This is a genomic window from [Mycobacterium] manitobense, assembly GCF_025821665.1.
In the GTDB taxonomy this organism is placed as follows: Bacteria; Actinomycetota; Actinomycetes; order Mycobacteriales; family Mycobacteriaceae; genus Mycobacterium; species Mycobacterium arseniciresistens.
This window is the reverse complement of record NZ_JACKSJ010000247.1, coordinates 1-16,658: the sequence shown is the minus strand read 5'-3', so window position 1 is coordinate 16,658 and position 16,658 is coordinate 1. Positions and strand designations below refer to the sequence as shown.

The following is a 16,658-nucleotide window of genomic DNA, read 5'->3' as shown; positions in this document are numbered from 1 at the left end:
CCGGCCGATCAGCCCTCGAGATCGCCCTCGGTCTCCAGCAGTACCTGGCGCAGGCCGTCGAGCGTCGCGGGTTCGGGCTGCGCCCACATCCCCCGGCCCGCCGCCTCGAGCAACCGCTCCGCCATCCCGTGCAGCGCCCACGGGTTGGACTCGGACATGAACTTGCGGTTCTCGTCGTCGAGGACGTACTCGCTGCTGAGCCGCTCGTACATCCAGTCGGCCATCACCCCGGCGGTGGCGTCGTAGCCGAACAGATAGTCGACGGTGGCGGCCATCTCGAAGGCGCCCTTGTAGCCGTGCCTGCGCATCGCGGTCATCCAGCGGGGATTGACCACGCGGGCACGGAACACCCGGGTGGTCTCCTCGCTCAGAGTTCGGGTGCGCACCGCGTCGGGGCGGGTGTTGTCACCGATGTAGGCGGCGGGGTCCTTGCCGGTGAGCGCCCGCACCGTGGCGATCATCCCGCCGTGGTACTGGAAGTAGTCGTCGGAGTCTGCGATGTCGTGCTCGCGGGTGTCGGTGTTCTTCGCGGCCACCGCGATGCGCCGGTAGTTCTGATTCATGTCCTCGGTCGCCTGCCTGCCGTCCAGGCCCCGGCCGTAGGCGAATCCGCCCCACGCGGTGTACACCTCGGCGAGATCGGCGTCGTCGCGCCAGTTGCGGCTGTCGATCAACTGCAGCAGGCCCGCGCCGTACGTTCCCGGCTTGGAGCCGAAGATCCTTGTGGTGGCGCGGCGTTGGTCGCCGTGCTCGGCGAGGTCGGCTTGCGCGTGGGCGCGCACGTAGTTGTCCTCGGCGGGTTCGTCGAGGCCGGCGACGAGCGCCACCGCGTCGTCGAGCATCGTGACCACGTGCGGGAACGCGTCGCGGAAGAAGCCCGAGATCCGCACGGTGACGTCGATGCGGGGCCTGCCGAGCTCGGCGGTTGTGATGGCCTCGAGGTCGACGACGCGCCGCGACGCGTCGTCCCACACCGGCCGCACCCCCAGCAGCGCCAGCACCTCGGCGATGTCGTCGCCGGAGGTGCGCATGGCCGAGGTGCCCCACACCGAGAGCCCGACCGACCTCGGCCAGCGGCCGTGGTCATCGCGGTAGCGGGCCAGCAGCGAATCCGCCATGGCCACACCGGTTTCCCAGGCCAGCCGGGACGGCACCGCCTTGGGGTCCACCGAGTAGAAGTTGCGTCCGGTCGGCAGCACATTCACCAGGCCGCGCAGCGGTGAGCCCGACGGGCCCGCGGCGATGAAGCGGCCGTCCAGAGCCCGCAGCACCTGCTCGATCTCGGCCGACGTCCCTGCCAGCCGGGGCACCACCTCGGTCGCGGCGAACCGCAGGATGGCCGCCACCGCGGGGTCGTGGGTGATCCCGTCGACGGCTTCGGCGTCCCACCCCGAACGCTGCAGCGCGGCCACCAGTTCGCGGGCGGCGGACTCCGCGGCGTCGACGGCGGTGCGCTCGTCGTTCCCGTCCTCGGCCAGACCGAGGGCCTGCCGCAACCCTGGCACCGTCTGCTCGCCGCCGAACAACTGCCGGGCCCGCAGGATCGCCAGCACCAGGTCGAGCTGCGACTCGCCCTGCGGCGGATGCCCGAGCACGTGCAGGCCGTCGCGGATCTGGACGTCCTTGATCTCGCACAGCCAGCCGTCGACGTGCAACAGCATGTCGTCGAACGAGTCCTCGTCGGGGCGTTCGGCGAGCCCGAGGTCGTGGTCCATCTTCGCCGCCCGCATCAGCGTCCAGATCTGCTGGCGGATGGCGGGCAGCTTCCCCGGATCGAGGGCGGAGACGTTGGCGTGCTCGTCGAGGAGCTGCTCGAGGCGGGCGATGTCGCCGTAACTCTCGGCCCGCGCCATCGGCGGGATCAGGTGGTCGACGAGGGTGGCGTGCGCGCGGCGCTTGGCCTGGGTGCCCTCGCCGGGGTCGTTGACCAGGAACGGGTAGATCAGCGGCAGGTTGCCCAGTGCCGCGTCGGTGCCGCACGCCGCGGACATGCCGAGGGTCTTGCCCGGCAGCCACTCCAGGTTGCCGTGCTTGCCCAGGTGCACGACCGCATCGGCCCCGAAGCCCGCGTCGAGCCAGTGGTAGGCCGCCAGGTAGTGGTGGCTCGGCGGCAGGTCGGGGTCGTGGTAGATGGCGACGGGGTTCTCCCCGAAGCCGCGCGGCGGCTGCACCATCAGCACCACGTTGCCCGCCTGCATCGCAGCGATGACGATCTCGCCGTCGGCGTCGTGGCTGCGGTCCACGAACAGGTCGCCCGGCGGCGGCCCCCAGTGCTCGACGATGGCGTCGGTGAGTTCGGCGGGCAGGGTGGCGAACCACGCGCGGTACTCGGCTGCGGCGATCCGGATCGGATTGCCCGCCAACTGGCCCTCGGTCAGCCAGGCGGCGTCCTGGCCGCCGCGTTCGATCAGCGCGTGGATCAGCGCGTCACCATCGCCGGCCTCGACTCCCGGGAAGTCCCCGACGGCGTAACCGTGGGCGGCCATCGCGCGCAGCAGTTCGATGGCGCTGGCGGGCGTGTCGAGCCCGACGGCGTTGCCGATGCGCGCGTGCTTGGTCGGATACGCGGAGAACACCACTGCCACCCGCTTGTCCGGCGGCGCGACGGCGCGCAGCCGTGCGTGCCGGACGGCGAGGCCCGCCACCCGCGCGCAGCGCTCCGGGTCGGCCACGTAGGACACCAGGCCCTCGGCGTCGATCTCCTTGAACGAGAACGGAACCGTGATGAGCCTGCCGTCGAACTCCGGCACGGCCACCTGGGTGGCGACGTCCAGCGGGGACATTCCGTCGTCGTTGGCGGCCCACTGCGCCCGGGAACTCGTCAGGCACAGCCCCTGCAGGATCGGGATGTCCAGCGCCGCGAGATGGGCGACGTCCCAGGTGTCGTCGTTGCCGCCCGCACCCACCGAGGCGGGTGTCGCTCCCCCGGCGGCCAGCACCGTGGTGACCATGGCGTCGGCGGCCTTGAGCGTGTCGAGCAGTTCGGCGGGCGCGGTGCGCAGCGATGCGCAGAACACCGGAAGCGGTTGTCCGCCTGCATGTTCGATGGCCGAGCAGAGCGCGTCGACGTAGCCGGTGTTGCCGGCCAGATGCTGCGCCCGGTAGTAGAGCACGGCGACCGTTGGACCGTCGACGTCGGCGGCGTCGCGCTCGAGAACACCCCACTCAGGGGTGGATTCCGGTGGGGCGAAACCGTATCCGGTCATCAGGATGGTGTCGCACAGGAAGGCGTGCAGCCGGCGGAGGTTCTCCACCCCGCCCTGGGCGAGGTAGATGTGGGCCTGCAACGCCACTCCGGCCGGCGTCGTCGAGCGACGCATCAGTTCGGCGTCGGGCGCCTGTTCCCCGGAGACGACCACGGCGGGCACCCCGCTGGCGACGACGGCGGCGATGCCGTCCTCCCATGCGCGATACCCGCCGAGAATCCGTACGACGACGCAGTCGGCGCCGTCCAGCAGTTCCGTCAGCTCACCGTCCACCAGGCGGGTCGGATTGGCCCACCTGTACTGCGCGCCGCTGGCGCGGGCGGTGGTGAGGTCGGTGTCGGACGTCGACAGCAACAGGACGGTCGGATGACGGGTCGGCTGGGCCACCCGTCATTCGTACCCCACCCGGGGTCAGCGGTCGTAGTTTCCCCAGCGCGCATGCCACGACTGCTGGTAGGGCAGTCCGATCGCGGCGATGAGGACGAACAGAGCGACGACGAGAGCGATGATGGTGAACATCGCGGCCCCCTTCCCTTGTATGCGATACCGGCGGTATCGCCTCACCTGAAAGGTACGGAGCCGCAAGGGCGAATCAAAGCGTTTGTGTGGAGGAGATCACACGCCCCGACAGTGTGAAGGACGTCACATCTGGCCGTGTTTCCGGGTTCAGCGGTCGGTGACGAAGCCCTCGGCGATCATCCAGTCGCGGGCGACGACGGCGGGGTCGCGGCCCTCGACGTCGACCTGCTTGTTCATCTCGATGATCGCGTCGTTCGTCAGCGCGGCCGTCACCGGCGCGGTCACCGCGGCGATCTCAGGATGTGCGTCGAAGAAGCCGCGCTTCATGGTGACCGACGGGTTGTAGTGGGCGAAGAACTGCTTGTCGTCGGTGAGCACCACCAGATCGAGGGCGGCGATCCGGCCGTCGGTGGTGAACACCTCGCCGAAGTCGCACTGCGTGGCGTCGGCGGTGGCCTGGTAGATGATGCCGACCTGCAGGATCGGCGTCTGGGCGCGGGCCGGGTCGAACCCGTAGGCGGCGGCCATCCCGGGGAAGCCGTCCTGGCGGGCGCGGAACTCGGTGTCCACACAGGTCTTCGCGGCGGCTGGATCGCGGCGCACCAGATCGGCGTATTGCGACAGGGTGCGCACGCCGGTCCGCTCGACGACTCGCCTGCTCGCGGCCAGCGCGTAGGTGTCGTCCATCGGTCCGGGCTCCAGCCACACCATGTCGTTGCGGGCGAGGTCCTCGTCGCGCACCGCCTCGAACTGCTCGCGGGTGTCCGGGATCGGCTTCTCGTTGCCGAGGTAGTTGATCCACGCGTTGCCGGTGAACTCGTAGGCGACGTCGACCTGTCCACGCAGCTGCGCCTCGCGGGTGCTGCGCGACCCGACGATGCCGGTCAGGTCCCGGACGTCGGCGCCGGCCGCGGCGAGGGTGTACTCGAGGATGTAGCCCAGGATGACCTGCTCGGTGTACTCCTTGGAGCCGACGGTGATCTTCACGCCCTGCAGCTCGGGCGCAGGCTCGATCGATCCGGGACCCACTTCGAACGGCACCGCGCTACCGGAGCCGAGGCCACACCCGGACAACACCAGCACGACACACGACGCCAGCGCGACCAGCGCCCGCCGCGCCGTCACCGCAGACCCTTGGGGCCGACGTAGAACTCCGCGAGGCCGCCGACCCAGTCCACGAGCAGAGCCAGGCACACCGCCAGCACGCTGCCCAGGATCAGCGTCACGTTGTCCTGCAGCTTGTAGCCGGTGTCGATCAGGATGCCCAGACCGCCGGCGTTGACCAGGAACGACAGTGTCGCGGTGCCGACCGCCAGCACCAGGGAGGTGCGCAGCCCGGCCAGGATGTAGGGCACAGCCAGCGGGAGTTCGACCCGCAACAGCAGCGCGGCACGCGACATGCCCTGGCCCAGGCCGGCGTCGATCAGCGATCGGTCGACCTGATCGATGCCCAGGATGGTGCTGGCCAGCACGGGCAGCAGCGAGTACAGCGCGATGGGCAGCACGCCGATCCAGAACCCGGTCCGCGCAGTGAGGAGGAACAGCAGCACCAGCAGGCCGATCGCCGGCGCGGCCTGCCCGATGTTCGCCACACCGATGACCAATGGCCGCAAGATCTTTGCGCCGGGACGGGTGACGAACACGCCGAGCGGGACGCCGATGAGCAGGACGATGGCGGTGACGGCGCCGGTGATCAGCAGGTGCTGCCAGATCAGCGAGGCGACGTTCGCCGGGTTGATGTTCTCCTTCTGGGTGGCGGTCAGATCGCGGTTGAACGCCCAGAACACCACGGCCGCAGCGACGATGAGCACGAGCACCGGCTGGATGTAGAGCCGGACGCGCTCGGCCGCGGAGGCCTTGGGGGTGTCGACGGTCTTGACGGCGCTCGTCACGGTTCGTCGTTCCCGGTGGCCGCCTCCGCATCCGACCGCAGCGTGGTGATGGTCTCGATCAGGGTGTCCAGCGTGACGACCCCGACGTACCGGCTGCCGGGTCCGGCGACCACCGCTGAGGCGTGCTGTTCGGCCAGGATCGCCTCGAGGGCGTCCTCGAGTGTCGACTGCGTGCTGACCACGTCGAGCGGCTCGGCGACGTCGCTGAGCGAGCCGGCGTGCCGCAGCCGCTTCTCGCGCACCCAGCTGACCGGACGGTCACGGTCGTCGAGCAGCACCAGCCAGTCGAAGTCGGTCCCGGCCAGCGCGGTGCGGGCCTGTTCGACCGTGTCGTCGCGGTGCACGGCCGGGTGCGGTCGCAGTTCGACGTCCTTGACCCGCAACAGGCCGAGCTGCCGCAGCGAGGCGCCGGACCCGACGAAGCCGGCGACGGTGTCGTCCGCGGGGCTGGCCAGGATGGTCTGCGGGGTGTCGTACTGGAGCACCTTGGACCGCTGCCCCAGCACGGCGATGCGGTCGCCGAGCTTGACCGCCTCGCCGAAGTCGTGCGTGACGAAGACGATCGTCTTGCGGAGTTCGGTCTGCAGCCGCAGCAGCTCGTCCTGCAGCGTGCTGCGGGTGATCGGGTCCACCGCGCCGAACGGCTCGTCCATCAGCAGCACCGGCGGATCGGCGGCCAGTGCGCGGGCCACCCCGACCCGCTGCTGCTGGCCGCCTGAGAGCTGGCGCGGATAGCGCTGCGCGTACTGCGCCGGCTCGAGTCCCACCATGTCGAGCAGTTCGTCGACCCGGTCACCGATACGCTTGCGGTCCCAGCCCAGCAGGCCCGGGACCAGACCGACGTTCTGCCGGATCGTCATGTGCGGGAAGAGGCCGGCCTGCTGGATGGCGTAGCCGATCGAACGCCGGAGCTCCGTCGGCTTGATCGACAGCGCGTCCTTGTCACCGATCTCGATGCGACCCGAGGTCGGTTCGGACAGCCGGTTGATCATCCGCATGGTGGTGGTCTTGCCGCACCCCGACGGGCCGACGAAGACGACGATCTCGCCGGCCGGAATCTCGAGCGAGACATTCTCCACCGCAGGGTCTTTCGAACCCGGATACACCTTCGACACGTTGTCCAGCAGGATCCGCACCCCGGTCGGATCCTGCTTGGTGGGGCTTTCGGCTGTCAGTCCGGTTGTCATCGAACACCTTTCGATGTGGTGAGGCGCCCGAGCAGGACGAGCAGGGCATCCAGTACGAGCGCCAGGATCACGATCAGCAGGGTGCCGGCGAGTGCCATCGGCAGTGCCGTGGGGCTGCCGACCCGGGCCAGCCCGGCGAAGATCAGGTTCCCCAGACCCGGGCCCTTGACGTAGGCGGCGATGGCCAGCACGCCCATCGACATCTGGGTGCTCATCCGCATGGCCGACAGGATCGACGGCCATGCCAGCCGGATCTCGACGCGACCGAGGGTGCCCATCCGGCTGAGCCCGATGCCGCGCGCCGCATCGGTGAGTGCGGGGTCGATCGCGGTGAGACCGACGATGGTGTTGCGGATGATCGGCAGCAGCGAGTACAGCACCAGCGCCGCGATGCTGGTGGCCACGCCGAGCCCGAACAGCGGGATGAGCAGGCCGAGCAGGGCGAAGGACGGAACAGTCAGGATGATGCTCGATGTCGTCGTGGCGAGGTTGGCGGCCAGTGGGCTGCGATAGGTCAGCACGCCGACGGCCACGCCGATCAGGGTCGCGATCAGCACGCTCTGCACCACCGCGCTGACGTGCTGATAGGAATCGAACAGAAGCTGGGATTGGTGGGAGGTCACGTAGTCCCACAGACCTCGCACGCCCACCTCCGCTGTAGGTTCGTCCCGCGTGTGCGCAGCACCCTACGCGCGGGGTGCCTGGCTGGTACCCGAACCCGACTAGATCAAAACGGCTCGGTGATGCCGCCGGTTCGGTTCTCACTGAGTCAAACCCTGGGCCGGCGAGCGCCGTTGCGGAAGCGTCTGCGCCCGTGCGCGTGGTGAAAATGGGTGCCCGGATCGGAGCCCGCATCGATGGAGTCCAGCTGAGCGACGTGTCCGACGCGGCGACGGCGGCACGCATCAACGACGCGCTGCTCGAGCACAAGGTGATCTTCTTCCGCGAGCAACACGACCTGGACGACGACGGCCAGCTGGCGTTCGCGCGCAGGCTCGGAACGCCGACGACGGCCCATCCCACCGTGACCTCCCGCGGCGAGCGGGTGCTGCCCATCGACTCCCGCTACGACAAGGCCAACAGCTGGCACACCGACGTGACGTTCGTCGACCGCATCCCGAAGGCCTCGCTGCTGCGGGCGGTGACGCTGCCCGAGTACGGCGGGACCACCACGTGGGCGTCGACGGAGGCCGCATACGACCGGCTGCCGGAACCGCTGCGGGCACTGGTCGACAACCTGTGGGCGGTGCACACCAACGCCTATGACTACATCGCCGACGTCGAGACGCCGTCGGCGTCGGCGTCGGCCGCCGAGCGGCAGTACCGCTCGGAGTTCGTCAAGGACTACTACGAGACCGAGCATCCGGTGGTGCGGGTGCATCCGGAGACCGGTCGCCGGGTGCTGGTGCTCGGGCACTTCGTCAAGAACTTCGTCGGATTGAACTCCGCGGAGTCGGCCGCCCTGTTCGGCCTGCTGCAGGCCCGGATCACGAAGCTGGAGAACACCATCCGGTGGAACTGGGCGCCGGGCGACGTCGCGATCTGGGACAACAGGGCCACCCAGCACTACGCGGTCTCCGATTACGACGACCAGTTCCGCCGGCTCAGCCGGGTCACCCTGGCCGGCGACATCCCGGTGGACGTCCACGGCAGGCGCAGCAGGGTGATCTCCGGTGACGCGTCGCACTATTCGGCAGTGGTGACACCGATCGCGCTGGCCAGCTGAGGCTACAGCCGTCCCATCTCCCGCGACATCGCCGAGCGCTCCAGGAAGTCCAGGCGGGCGGGCGGATGCGTCCGCTGCGGGGTCTCGAACACCGCGTGCAGCCACTGGGCGAGTCGGTGTGCCCTGCCGGGCACCACGGGCGCGGCGGCCGCGGTCGAGAACAGCACCTGCTGCTCGGTGATCAGCACCTGCGTGCTCGGCTCCTGCGCGGCAGGCACGACCGACGGCATCGTCGCCGCTGGCGCCGTTGACAGTTCGGTCATTTCATCTACCCCCTCGCGTCCGGACCGCCCGGACTTGATGAAGCGAACGCTACGACTCAAACCCAGCTACCTCACGCGTAGTCGACTACCCGTGCGCGTGGCGAACTACCACCGCCCAATCGACACTGTTGAAGAAGTCCGCGCTCACTTTCAGCTATCGCCGCTCCGGCGTGCCGGGTCGCCGATGCAGATCCTGGCTAACACGCGGTCGTGTCGTGCGGCGGGGCTCCTAGAATGGTGAGACCGATGAGCCGACACCGTGACCAGGACGCCTGCCCCGGCGCACTCAGCGTGCACCGGGCCGCCGACGGCGCGCTGGCGCGGGTGCGCCTCCCCGGCGGCATGGCGACACCCGACCAGTTGCGGGCACTGGCTGGCGCGGCAAATGAGTTCGGCTCGCCCGCAATGGAACTCACCTCCCGCGGCAACATCCAGATCCGCGCCGTCACCGACACCGCCGCGCTCGCCGACGCCGTGGCCGCCGCCGGGCTGTTGCCGTCGGCCTCCCACGAGCGGGTGCGCAACGTCGTCGCGTCGCCGCTGTCCGGCCGCGCCGGGGGCGCCGCCGACGTCCGCCCCCTGGTAGGTCTGCTGGACAACGGCATCCAGGCCGCGCCGGAACTGGCCGGGCTGTCCGGCCGGTTCTGGTTCGGCCTCGACGACGGCCGCGGCGACGTCTCCGGACTGGCCGCCGACGTCGGCGTCCACATGCTCGACGGCGAGACCGCCGCGCTGCTGCTGGCCGGCCGCGACACCGGAGTGCGGCTGACCTCCGCCGACGTGGTCGCCACGCTCGTCACGATCGCCGAGCGGTTCGCCGCCTCCCGCGGAACATGCTGGCGCGTCGCCGAACTCGCCGACATCGAGCCCCTGCTCGACGGGTTCGACCGGTTGGCCCCGGCGGGCCGGACATGGCCGCCGTCGGCCCGGCCGCCCGTCGGGTGGCTGCCCCAGGGCGACGGCCGCGTCACCCTGGGCGCCGCGGTCCCCCTCGGCGTGCTGCAGGCCCGGGTCGCCGAATTCCTGGCCGCAATCGAGGCGCCGATGGTGATCACGCCGTGGCGTTCGGTGCTGGTGCACGACCTGGACGAGGGCGTCGCCGACGTCGCGCTGCGGGTGCTGGCGCCGATGGGCCTGATCTTCGACGCGAACTCGCCGTGGCTGGACATCAGCGCGTGCACCGGGAGCCCGGGGTGTGAGCGCTCCGCGGCCGACGTGCGTGCCGACGCCGCCGCCGCCGTCCACACCCCCGCCGAGGGCCACCGCCACTTCGTCGGCTGCGATCGCGCCTGCGGCAGCCCCGCCACTGGTGACGTGCTCGTGGCGACCGACTCCGGCTACCGGCGGCGGGTGTCGCGCACCGTAGGGTGAGCGCGTGCTCGACTACATCCGCGACGCCGCGGAGATCTATCGGCAGTCGTTCGCGACCATCCGCGCCGAGGCGGATCTGACCCGTTTCCCCGCCGACGTCGCGCGGGTGGTGGTGCGGTTGATCCACACCTGTGGTCAGGTCGACGTGGCCGAGCACGTGGCGTTCACCGCCGACGTCGTCGCCCGCACCCACGCCGCGCTCGCCGCGGGCGCCCCCGTGCTCTGCGACTCCTCGATGGTCGCCGCGGGAATCACCCGGTCCCGGCTGCCCGCCGACAACGAGGTGGTGTCGCTGGTCGCCGACCCGCGGGCGGCCGCACACGCCGAGCGCACCGGAAACACCCGGTCTGCGGCCGCGGTGGAACTGTGGTCCGACCGGCTCGGCGGCGCCGTGCTCGCCATCGGCAACGCGCCGACCGCGCTGTTCCGGCTGCTCGAGCTGATCGACGCCGGCGCGCCGGTTCCGGCCGCGGTGCTCGGTGGGCCGGTCGGGTTCGTCGGCTCCGCGCAGTCCAAGCAGGAACTCGTCGACAACCCGCGTGGCATCGCCTATCTGATGGTGACCGGGCGGCGCGGCGGTAGCGCGATGGCGGCCGCCGCCGTCAACGCGATCGCGAGTGAGCACGAATGAGGGGCACGCTCTGGGGTGTCGGCCTTGGACCCGGCGATCCCGAACTCGTCACCGTCAAGGCGGCCCGGGTGATCGGGCAGGCCGACGTGATCGCCTACCACAGCGCCCGGCACGGCCGCAGCATCGCCCGCGGCATCGCCGAACCCTATCTGCGCGACGGACAGATCGAGGAGCACCTCGTCTACCCCGTCACGACCGAGACCACCGACCACCCCGGCGGCTATGCCGGCGCCATCGAGGACTTCTACCGCGAGGCCGCCGAGCGGATCGCCGCCCACCTGGACGCGGGCCGCGACGTGGCGCTGCTGGCCGAGGGCGACCCGCTGTTCTACAGCTCCTACATGCACATGCACACCCGGCTCACCGAGCGCTTCGACGCGGTGATCGTGCCCGGGGTGACGTCGGTGAGCGCCGCGTCCGCGGCCACCGGCATCCCGCTCGTCCAGGGCGACGAGGTGCTGACCATCCTGCCCGGCACGTTGCCCTCCGACGAGTTGCGCCGCCGCCTCGCCGACACCGACGCCGCCGTGATCCTCAAGCTCGGACGATCTTATCCGGTTGTGCGAGAGGCACTTTCTGCGGCAGACCGGCTCGACGGCGCCTTCTACGTGGAGCGGGCGAGCACGCCGGCGCAGCGGGTGCTGCCCGCGGGCGAGGCGGACGCCGACGCCGTGCCGTACTTCTCGATCGCGATGCTGCCCGGTGGTCACCGCCGCCCGCCGCTGCCCGCCGGCGTCGCCGTGGTGGGCCTGGGACCCGGTGACCCGGACTGGCTGACGCCGCAGAGCCGCCGGGAACTGGCTGCGGCCACCGACCTGATCGGCTACGCCCCCTACCTGGACCGGGTCCGCCCGCGCGCCGACCAGCGCAGGCACCCCAGCGACAACACCGACGAACCTGCCCGCGCCCGCCTGGCGTGCGAGCTGGCGCAGCAGGGCCGCGCCGTCGCCGTGGTGTCCTCCGGCGACCCGGGGGTGTTCGCGATGGCCACCGCGGTGGTGGAGGAAGCCAAGCAGTGGCCCGGTGTCGAGGTGCGGGTGATCCCGGCGATGACGGCGGCGCAGGCCGTCGCCAGCCGGGTCGGCGCTCCGCTGGGCCACGACTACGCGGTGGTGTCGCTGTCCGACCGGCTCAAGCCGTGGGACGTGATCGAGAAGCGCCTGGCCGCCGCGGCCGCCGCCGATCTGGTGCTCGCCATCTACAACCCGGCGTCGAAGTCGCGGACCTGGCAGGTCGGCGCGGCGCGCGATCTGCTGCTGCGCCACCGCGACGCGGACACCCCGGTGGTGATCGGGCGCGACGTCGCCGGACCCGAGGAACGGATCACGGTGGTACGACTGGCCGATCTGGACCCCGCCGACGTCGACATGCGCTGCCTGCTGATCGTGGGGTCCTCCCAGACCCAGTGGTACCGCGACGATTCCCACGGTGACGACTCCGGTGACCGGGTTTTCACACCACGGCGCTACCCGACCTGATAGGTACTCTGCATGACTTCGACCGTCTCGATCCCCGCGCGGCCCACCGACATCACTCCGCAGTGGCTGACCTCTGTGCTGGGCGCCGACGTCCGCGAGGTGGACGTCGCGCCGATCGGGACCGGCCAGACCGGCGCCACCTACCGGCTGTCGGTCGGCTACGGCGACACCGACGTGCGCCTGCCCGCCACCTTCGCGGTGAAACTGCCCGCACAGGACGAGGCGGTGCGCGAGCGCGTCACCCTCGGCTACCTGTCCGAGCACGCGTTCTACCAGTCGCTCGCCGACCGCACCACGGTCCCGGTTCCGGACTGCTACCACTGCGAGATCGACCGCGACGGAGCAGATTTCGTGTTGTTGCTGGCCGACATGGCGCCCGCGGTGCAGGGCGACCAGATCGCCGGGTGCAGCGCCGAGGAGGCGCGGCTCGCCGCGGTCGCGATCGCGGGCCTGCACGGGCCCAGCTGGGGTGACGAGGACCTGGCGGCCACCCCCGGCATCGCGATGGTCAAGCCGGACGCGGCCACCGCCCAGGGCATGGGCGACGTCGCCAGGATGGCCGCCGACATGACGATCGAGAAGCTGGGCGACAAGGTGTCGCCGCAGGATCGCGAGACGCTGGTCGAGGCCATGTCGGTGGTGACGCCGTGGCTGCTGACCGAGCCCGGCCGGTTCTCCCTGCTGCACGGCGACTACCGGCTCGACAACCTGCTCTTCGACCCCGACCGCACCCGCGTGACGGTGGTGGACTGGCAGACCCTCGGCGTCGGACTGCCGGCCCGCGACCTGGCGTACTTCCTGGCCACCAGCCTGCCGTCGGAGCTGCGCCCGCAGGTCGAACGCGACCTGGTCGAGGCCTACCACCGCGAGCTGCTCACCCACGGGGTGGCGGACTACAGCGCCGAGGACTGCTGGCGCGACTACCGGCTCGGCACGCTGCAGGCCCCGCTGATCACCGTGCTGGGCTGCGCGTTCGCCTCCTCCACCGAGCGCGGGGACGACATGATGGCGGTGATGGCGCAGCGCGGCTGCCAGGCGATCCGCGACCTCGGGGCCCTCGAGCTCATCGAGAGCTGATCCAGCCCACCGCCTCGTCGACGGTGTGCACCGTGTCGACCCCTGCGGGCAGCGGCGGGCGGTCGACCATCACCACCGGCAGCTCCAGGGTGGCCGCCGCGTCGAGCTTCGCCCGCGTCATGTCGCCTCCGCTGTTCTTGGTGACCACGGCGTCGATGCGACGGCCCCGCATGAGCTGCAGTTCCTCGTCGTAGCGGTAGGGCCCGCGGGACAGCAGCAGCTCGTGCCGCCGTGGCAGCACCGCGGCGTCGGGCGCGGTGACGGCGCGGATCAGGAACCAGGCGTCGACGTCGGCGAAGGCCGCGATGCCGGAACGGCCGGTGGTCAGGAACACCCGCGAGAATTGTTGACGTGCAACCGTTTCAGCGGCCTCTCGGTCCGAATCGACGACGATCGCGGCGCCGTGCGGCCACGCCGGGCGGGCCAGCACCAGGTGCGGCACCCCGGCTTGCGCGCAGGCTTTCGCCGCGTTGGCGGTGATGGTGGCGGCGAACGGGTGCGTCGCGTCGACCACGGCGTCGACGCCGGCCTCCGCCAGCCAGTGGCGCAGTCCCTCGACGCCGCCGAAGCCGCCGACGCGCACCTCACCGACCGGCAGCGCCGGATCGGGCACCCGGCCGGCCAGCGAACTGATCACGTGCACAGCGGGATGCAGCCGGGCGGCGAGCGCGCGGGCCTCGCCCGTGCCGCCGAGCAGCAGCACCCGCAGCCGGGTGGTCACCGGCTCACCTCAATGCCGCCCGCGCCGTGTCCGGCCGCTCGAGTACAGGTAGCTGTCGGTGAATCCCTCGGCGGCGAGGACCTCGCCGACGACGATCACGGCGGTGCGGGTGATGCCGGCCGCGTGCGTCCGCTCCGCGAGTTCCGCCAACGCGCACCGCACCACCACCTCCTGCGGCCAACTCGCGAATGCCACCACGGCGCAGGGGGTTTCGGGCCGGTATCCACCGGCGAGCAGCTCGGGCACGATCCCGTCGATCTGGGCGGCCGCCAGGTGCAGCACCAGCGTGGCGCCGGGGGCCGACAGGGTGCGCAGGTCCTCCCCCGCAGGCATCGCCGTCGACAGCGTCGCCACCCGGCTCAGCGTGACCGTCTGGGCGACGCCGGGCACGGTCAGCTCGCGGCCGAGCGCGGCCGCGGCGGCGGCGAACGCCGGTACGCCGGGGACGATCTCGTAGTCCACCCCGAGGTCGTCGAGGCGGCGGCACTGCTCGGCCAGCGCGCTGTAGATCGACGGGTCACCCGAGTGCAGTCGCGCCACGTCCAGTCCCGCGGCGTGCGCCTCGGCCAGTTCGCCGACGATCTGCTCGAGCGTCATCGGCCCGGTGTCGACGATCTTCGCGTCCGGCGGACAGGAGTCCAGCAGGTCATCGGGCATGATCGAGCCGGCATAGAGGCATACCGTGCACCGTTGCAGCAGTCGCTGCCCGCGCACGGTGATCAGGTCGGCGGCGCCCGGGCCGGCACCGATGAAGTAGACGGTCACGATGGCACCACCGACCACTGGGTGACCGGCATCGCCGGCCGCCATCCGGTGAACCCGCCCAGCGGCTCGCCGCGGTAGTGCTGAAACCGGCGCAACTCACCGCCGAGCCGTGAATACCACTGCAGCACAAGCGCTTCAGACTCCGCGGTGACGGTGTTCACCACCAGCCGCCCACCGGCGGGCAGGCGCTCGACGCAGGCGTCCAGAAGTCCCGGTGCGGTGACGCCGCCACCGACGAAGATCGCCGCGGGTGTCGGCACGCCTGCCACGCCCGCACTGCTGAGTTCGGCGGCGCCGAACGCCTCGGGGGCGGCGCCGCGCACGTCCACGCGAACCCCGAACGCCTCGGCGTTCGCCACGATGCGGGCGCGACGTCGCTCGTCGCACTCGAAGGCGACCGCCGAACACCCCGGGCCGCTGCGGCACCACTCGACCGCGATGCTGCCCGCACCGGCGCCCACGTCCCACAGCAGTTCCCCGGGACGGGGGGCGAGCGCGGCGAGGGTGACGGCGCGGATGCCGTGCTTGGTGATCTGCCCGTCGTGGTCGAACGCGTCGTCGCCGGGCCAGGCGATCCGCTCGTCGGGCAGGTAGCGCACCGCCACGACGTTGAGGTCGTCGACGTCGGCGGGCGCCCGGCCGGCCCACTGCGCGGCGGTGCCGTTGCGGCGCCGTTCGTCGGGGCCGCCGAGTTGCTCGAGCACGGTGAGCTCGGAGTCGCCCCGGCCGTGCGCCGTCAGCAGCGCGGCCAGCGCCTCGGGCGTGGTGCGGTCGGTGGACAGCACCACCGCGCGGCCGCCCCTGCGCACCGCGGTGTGCGGGTCGGCGGTGACGAGGCTGATCACCTCGGTGTCCTGCACGCTCCAGCCGAGCCGGGCGCAGGCCAGCGTCACCGAGGAGACGTGCGGCAGCACCGACACCCGGTCCGCGCCGAACCGCCGGATCAGCGTCGCGCCGATCCCGTGCAGCATCGGGTCACCGCTGGCCACCACGTGCACGTCGCCGGTGGCCTCGCCGAGCACCGCGAGCGCCGGCACCAGCGGCGACGGCCACTCCCGGCGCTGCGCGCCCACCGACTCGTCGAGCAGGCGCAGCTGGCGGGCTGAGCCGTACACCACCGTCGCGCGGCGCAGTTCAGCCGCCGACGCCGGCGCCAGTCCACCCATGCCGTCGGCGCCGACACCCACCACATAGATCATCGGTGTCCTCGGCTCTTCGCGGGAGCGCTCATCGCGGCATCCTGCGCCACACCGGCCGCGGCACCATCCGCAACGCGAAGAAGAGCAGCCGAAGGGCGCCCGGCACCCAGACGTGGCTGCGCCCCCGCCGCAACCCGCGCACGGTCGCATCGGCGACCTGCGCGGGCGTGCTCGGCAGCGGCGCGGGTGACATCCCCTCGGTCATCCGGCCGATCACGAACCCCGGGCGCACGACCAGCAGCCGCACCCCGGAACCGTGCAGCGCGTCGGTCAGGCCGGCGCAGAACCCGTCCAGTCCCGCCTTGGCCGATCCGTACACGTAGTTCGCGCGGCGCACCCGCACCCCGGCGACCGAGGAGAAGGTGACGATGGTGCCCGCACCGACGTCCCGCATCGCGGCCGCCAGTGCGGTGAGCAGGCTGACCTGGGCGACGAAGTCGGTGTGCACGATCGCCGCGGCGTGCGCCGGGTCGCGCTCGGCGCGGGCCTGGTCGCCGAGCACGCCGAACGCCAGCACCGCGGTGCCGATCGGCCCGTGCTCGGCGACGATCGCGCCGATCAGCGCGCCGTGGGCCGCGACGTCGTCGGCGTCGAACGCCACCGTGTGCACCGCCTGCGCACCC

Annotated in this window: 15 protein-coding genes; 5 read left to right on the top strand and 10 right to left on the bottom strand. The window is 71.4% G+C overall.

What is annotated here, in order from left to right:
• Positions 1-8: 8 nt before the first annotated feature.
• The 5 genes from cobN to H7I41_RS27120 all read right to left on the bottom strand — a co-directional run bounded on the left by cobN (position 9) and on the right by H7I41_RS27120 (position 7,448).
• Positions 9-3,593, bottom strand: a complete 3,585-nt coding sequence (cobN, locus tag H7I41_RS27140; protein ID WP_264015743.1) for a cobaltochelatase subunit CobN — start codon at positions 3,591-3,593, stop codon at positions 9-11.
• Positions 3,594-3,872: 279 nt separating this feature from the next.
• Positions 3,873-4,850, bottom strand: coding sequence for a glycine betaine ABC transporter substrate-binding protein (locus tag H7I41_RS27135; protein WP_264015742.1), 978 nt, complete (start codon positions 4,848-4,850; stop codon positions 3,873-3,875).
• Positions 4,847-5,617 (bottom strand): ABC transporter permease, encoded by a 771-nt coding sequence (locus H7I41_RS27130; protein WP_264015741.1) that lies wholly within the window; start codon positions 5,615-5,617, stop codon positions 4,847-4,849. Before H7I41_RS27130 ends, H7I41_RS27135 begins: the two co-directional genes overlap by 4 nt.
• Positions 5,614-6,804, bottom strand: coding sequence for an ATP-binding cassette domain-containing protein (locus tag H7I41_RS27125; protein ID WP_264015740.1), 1,191 nt, complete (start codon positions 6,802-6,804; stop codon positions 5,614-5,616). The genes H7I41_RS27130 and H7I41_RS27125 overlap by 4 nt, the downstream gene beginning before the upstream one ends.
• The gene (locus H7I41_RS27120; protein ID WP_264015739.1) at positions 6,801-7,448 is read right to left on the bottom strand and encodes an ABC transporter permease; all 648 of its coding nucleotides are present in this window, start codon (positions 7,446-7,448) and stop codon (positions 6,801-6,803) included. Before H7I41_RS27120 ends, H7I41_RS27125 begins: the two co-directional genes overlap by 4 nt.
• Positions 7,449-7,633: 185 nt before the next feature.
• Between H7I41_RS27120 and H7I41_RS27115 the strand changes: the two genes are divergently transcribed.
• A complete protein-coding gene (locus H7I41_RS27115; RefSeq protein WP_264015786.1) occupies positions 7,634-8,530 on the top strand; it encodes a TauD/TfdA dioxygenase family protein in 897 nt (298 codons plus the stop codon).
• A 2-nt stretch (positions 8,531-8,532) separates the two neighbouring features.
• Here the strand turns inward: H7I41_RS27115 and H7I41_RS27110 are convergent, their stop codons facing one another.
• Positions 8,533-8,793, bottom strand: coding sequence for a hypothetical protein (locus tag H7I41_RS27110; RefSeq protein ID WP_264015738.1), 261 nt, complete (start codon positions 8,791-8,793; stop codon positions 8,533-8,535).
• A gap of 246 nt (positions 8,794-9,039) precedes the next feature.
• On the opposite strand from H7I41_RS27110, the gene cobG reads away from it, so the two are divergent.
• From cobG to H7I41_RS27090, 4 genes are read left to right on the top strand one after another with little or no spacing between them, the layout of a single operon-like run.
• Positions 9,040-10,164, top strand: a complete 1,125-nt coding sequence (cobG, locus tag H7I41_RS27105) for a precorrin-3B synthase (RefSeq protein WP_264015737.1) — start codon at positions 9,040-9,042, stop codon at positions 10,162-10,164.
• A 4-nt stretch (positions 10,165-10,168) separates the two neighbouring features.
• Complete coding sequence (locus tag H7I41_RS27100) at positions 10,169-10,795, top strand: precorrin-8X methylmutase (RefSeq protein ID WP_264015736.1); 627 nt, start codon at positions 10,169-10,171, stop codon at positions 10,793-10,795.
• A complete protein-coding gene (locus H7I41_RS27095) occupies positions 10,792-12,273 on the top strand; it encodes a precorrin-2 C(20)-methyltransferase (protein WP_264015735.1) in 1,482 nt (493 codons plus the stop codon). Before H7I41_RS27100 ends, H7I41_RS27095 begins: the two co-directional genes overlap by 4 nt.
• 12 nt (positions 12,274-12,285) lie before the next feature.
• Positions 12,286-13,350 (top strand): phosphotransferase family protein, encoded by a 1,065-nt coding sequence (locus tag H7I41_RS27090; protein ID WP_264015734.1) that lies wholly within the window; start codon positions 12,286-12,288, stop codon positions 13,348-13,350.
• Here H7I41_RS27090 and H7I41_RS27085 read toward each other — a convergent pair.
• The 4 genes from H7I41_RS27085 to H7I41_RS27070 form a co-directional block, all read right to left on the bottom strand.
• On the bottom strand, positions 13,337-14,059 hold the full coding sequence (locus tag H7I41_RS27085; RefSeq protein ID WP_264015785.1) for a cobalt-precorrin-6A reductase: 723 nt from the start codon (positions 14,057-14,059) through the stop codon (positions 13,337-13,339). The genes H7I41_RS27090 and H7I41_RS27085 overlap by 14 nt on opposite strands.
• 21 nt (positions 14,060-14,080) lie before the next feature.
• Positions 14,081-14,836: a precorrin-4 C(11)-methyltransferase gene (gene cobM, locus H7I41_RS27080; protein ID WP_264015733.1), complete on the bottom strand. Its 756-nt coding sequence runs from the start codon at positions 14,834-14,836 to the stop codon at positions 14,081-14,083.
• Positions 14,833-16,035, bottom strand: coding sequence for a precorrin-6y C5,15-methyltransferase (decarboxylating) subunit CbiE (cbiE, locus tag H7I41_RS27075; RefSeq protein ID WP_264015732.1), 1,203 nt, complete (start codon positions 16,033-16,035; stop codon positions 14,833-14,835). Before cbiE ends, cobM begins: the two co-directional genes overlap by 4 nt.
• Before the next feature lie 28 nt (positions 16,036-16,063).
• A partial coding sequence (locus H7I41_RS27070; RefSeq protein ID WP_264015731.1) for an SDR family NAD(P)-dependent oxidoreductase occupies positions 16,064-16,658 on the bottom strand: 595 nt, incomplete at its 5' end.